Here is a 3,937-nt window from a genome sequence, read left to right on the forward strand (position 1 = left end):
CCCCCGCCCCCGCCGAGAGCCCCGTCATCGCACTGATCGTGCCCGACCTCGTCAACCCGTTCTTCGCCGAACTGGCCGAGGAGATCGCCGCCACGGCCGCCGCCGGCGGGGTCTCGCTCGTCGTCGGGGTCACCGGCCGGCAATCCCGCCGCGAGGCCGGTCTGAGCGAACTCGTCGCGCGCACCGACGCGGTGGACGGCATGATCTACGTCGGCATCCACCGCCGCAATCCCCGGCTCGTCAAGGCCATCAGCGGCGGGCTGCCCGTCGTCGTCCTGGACGAGGAGATCGCCGACACCTCGCAGGCCGACGCCATCTCCGTGGACAACTACGGCGGCGCCTACCAGGCCACCGCCTACCTCGCTCAGCTCGGCCACCGCCGCATCGCGCACGTCGCCGGCCCGCCGGAGCTGTCCACCAGCCGCGACCGGCTGCGCGGCTTCCGCGACGCGATGGAGCACGCGGACCTGCCCGTGGACGAGTCCCTCATCCTGCACGGCCCCTACACCGAGCAGTTCGGCGCCAGCACCTTCCCGTACCTGACCGGAGCCGCCGCACCGCCCACTGCCGTCTTCGCGGGCAGCGACATCGTCGCCGTCGGCATGCTCTCGGCCGCCGAACTGCACGGGCTGCGCATCCCCGAGGACCTGTCCGTCGTCGGCTGCGACGGCATCCGCGTCGGCGAGTGGCTGCGGCCCAAGCTCACCACCCTCCAGCAGCCCGTCGCCGACCTCGCCCGCTCCGCGCTCGACCTCGTCCAGGCCAGGGTCGAGAACCGGGCGGGGGAGCGCGTCACCCGTGTCTTCCCGCTGCACCTGGTCATCCGCGGCTCGGCCACGGCGCCCGGCGCCTGACGGCCGCCCCGCCGCGGCACCCGCCCCCGTACCGATTAAGGGAGCTCCGCATGCCCGACACCCGGCCGGGCCCCCCCCCCCCTCTCCGCCGACTCGCCCCGCGACCCGCTCGCGCTCGCCCGGCACCTGATCACCCTGGACACCCGGGGCGGCAACGAGAAGCCCGCCGCGACGCTGCTCGCCACGCTGCTGGAGGACGCCGGTTTCGCCGTGCGCCTCGAGGAACCGGAGCCGGGCCGGGCCAACCTCGTCGCCCGGTACGGAACGGGCACCCCGCTCACCCTGACCGGGCACCTGGACACGGTGCCCGCCGACCCCGCCGGCTGGTCCTTCGACCCGCTCAGCGGCCAGGTGCACGGCGACCGGCTGCGGGGGCGGGGCAGCAGCGACATGAAGGCCGGGGTCGCCGCCCTCGTCTGCGCCGCTCTCGACCACGTGGCCGGGGCCGGGACACTCGACCATGTGGCCGGGGCCGGGACCCCGGAGGGGGCCGGGCACGCCGGGGCGCGGGCCGCCGCGCTCCAGCTCGTGTTCACCTTCGGTGAGGAGACCGGCTGCGACGGGGCGCGGCACCTGACGGACCTGGCGCCCAGCCCCGCGCTGCTGGTGGCCGAACCCACCGGCAACCGGCTCGTCCTCGGGCACAAGGGCGCCCTGTGGCTGCGGCTCACCGCGCACGGGCGCAGCGCCCACGGCTCCCGCCCTGAGCTGGGCGAGAACGCGCTGGTCGCGCTCGCCGCCACCGCGACCCGTCTGCACACGCACGACGCCTGGCCCGTCAGCCCCACGCACGGCCCGGTCACCGTCAACCCCGGCGCGTTCCGCGCCGGAGTGCAGCCCAATCTCGTGCCCGACCGCGCGGAACTCGACCTCGACATCCGCACCGTTCCCGGCTTCGGCACCGAGGACGCGCTCGCGAAGGTCGGCGCGCTCGCCGCACCCGGCACCCGCATCGAACGTCTCCTCGACCTGCCCAGTATCGCCACCGACCCGGCCGGCCCACTCGTCCGACGGCTCGCCGCCGCGCTGCACGGCACGGCAGCGGGTGCGGGCGGCGTCGGTGGCGCCGGTGACGCCGGTGACGCCGGTGGCCGTGGTGGCCGTGGTGGCCGTGATGGCCGTGACGGCCGTGGCGGGCAGGTGCCGGTGGCGGACTACGCCACCTACTTCACCGACGCGTCCGTGCTCGCCGGGAAGCTCGGCTCACCGGCGGTGCTCCTGCACGGTCCCGGCGACCCCGAACAGGCCCACACCACCGACGAGACCTGCTCGGTGGACAAGCTCCACGCGGCGACCGACGCCTACCGCCGACTGCTCGCCGCGTGGCGCGAGGAGCCCGCCGCCTGAGCGTCTCCGGCGCGCGGACCGACCGGGACGCGACGCGGCGGCGGCCCGGGGCGCCGGTGTCTGGTGCAATGGGCGTGGGACACCGTCAACACGTGCGCAACCTGCGGGAAACTGTGCGGCGGGACGCTAGGAGGTGTCACCGACGCAGCCTCGGCCACACGGACCGGGGAGGCTGACCGGACCAGCGAGGATGGGTGATTGCCGATGGACAAGCAGCAGGAGTTCGTGCTCCGCACGCTGGAGGAGCGGGACATCCGGTTCGTCCGCCTCTGGTTCACCGACGTCCTGGGATTCCTGAAATCCGTCGCGGTCGCGCCCGCCGAGCTGGAGCAGGCGTTCGACGAGGGGATGGGCTTCGACGGTTCGGCCATCGAGGGCTTCGCACGCGTCTACGAATCCGACATGATCGCCAAGCCCGACCCCGGCACCTTCCAGATACTGCCGTGGCGCGCCGAGGCCCCCGGGACCGCCCGGATGTTCTGCGACATCCTCATGCCGGACGGCTCACCCTCCTACGCCGACCCCCGCTACGTCCTCAAACGCGCCCTCGCCAAGGCCTCCGACCTCGGATTCACCTTCTACACCCACCCCGAGATCGAGTTCTACCTGCTCAAGGAGAAGCCCGTCGACGGCACCCGGCCCGTCCCCGCCGACTCCTCGGGCTACTTCGACCACACCCCGCAGAACGTCGGCATGGACTTCCGCCGCCAGGCCATCACCATGCTGGAGTCCATGGGCATCTCCGTCGAATTCTCCCACCACGAGGGAGCACCGGGACAGCAGGAGATCGACCTGCGCTACGCCGACGCCCTGTCCACCGCGGACAACATCATGACCTTCCGCCTTGTGATGAAACAGGTCGCACTGGAGCAGGGCGTCCAGGCCACCTTCATGCCCAAGCCGTTCTCCGAATACCCCGGCTCCGGCATGCACACCCACCTCTCCCTCTTCGAAGGCGACCGCAACGCCTTCTATGAGTCCGGCGCCGAATACCAGCTCTCCAAGGTCGGCCGCTCCTTCATCGCGGGCCTCCTCAAGCACGCCGGCGAGATCTCCGCCGTCACCAACCAGTGGGTCAACTCCTACAAGCGCATCTGGGGCGGAGCGAACCGGACGGCGGGGGAGGGCGGGGAGTCGCCCTCCTACATCTGCTGGGGTCACAACAACCGTTCCGCGCTGGTGCGCGTGCCCATGTACAAGCCCGGCAAGACGGGGTCGACCCGCGTCGAGATGCGGTCGTTGGACTCCGGAGCCAACCCCTACCTCGCCTACGCGGTGCTGCTCGCCGCCGGGCTCAAGGGCATCGAGGAGGACTACGGGCTGCCCGCCGGGGCCGACGACGACGTGTGGGCGCTCTCCGACGCGGAGCGGCGCGCCATGGGGATCGAGCCGCTGCCGCAGAATCTTGGCGAGGCCATCAGTGCCATGGAGCGGAGTGAGCTGGTCGCTCAGACGTTGGGGGAGCACGTGTTTGATTTCTTTTTGCGGAACAAGAAGCAGGAGTGGGAGGAGTATCGGTCTGAGGTCACTGCGTTCGAGCTCCGCAAGTCGCTGCCCGTGTTGTGAGTTTTTTGGCTGGGGCTGTTGCCCCTGTGCCCCCTTTTCGGGGCTTCGCCCCTGCCCGACATGGTCTTCCCCTTCTTTCGTGAGGGTGCCCTCGGCCGTGGATGGGGGCTCCGCCCCCATACCCCCGGGCCTCGCCGGCCGGGCGTTGGGGCGGCTCCGCCCCCCAACTG

3 protein-coding genes are annotated in these 3,937 nt (G+C 72.1%); all 3 read left to right on the forward strand.

Translation table 11 applies throughout. The features are described 5' to 3' along the window. A partial coding sequence (locus AB8Z75_RS33015; protein WP_369208517.1) for a substrate-binding domain-containing protein occupies positions 1-854 on the forward strand: 854 nt, incomplete at its 5' end. Between the two features lie 210 nt (positions 855-1,064). After that, entirely contained in the window at positions 1,065-2,201 is a 1,137-nt protein-coding gene (locus AB8Z75_RS33020; RefSeq protein ID WP_369208519.1) for a M20/M25/M40 family metallo-hydrolase, read from the forward strand. Between the two features lie 204 nt (positions 2,202-2,405). Further along, a complete protein-coding gene (gene glnA / locus AB8Z75_RS33025; protein WP_369208521.1) occupies positions 2,406-3,767 on the forward strand; it encodes a type I glutamate--ammonia ligase in 1,362 nt (453 codons plus the stop codon). Positions 3,768-3,937: the final 170 nt, after the last annotated feature.

The sequence above is a fragment of the Streptomyces sp. PU-14G genome (assembly GCF_041028275.1).
In the GTDB taxonomy this organism is placed as follows: Bacteria; Actinomycetota; Actinomycetes; order Streptomycetales; family Streptomycetaceae; genus Streptomyces.

Excerpts from the sequence above, each read along its gene's own strand:
- glnA (WP_369208521.1), top strand. The coding sequence starts at position 2,406 with ATGGACAAGCAGCAGGAGTTCGTGCTCCGCACGCTGGAGGAGCGGGAC.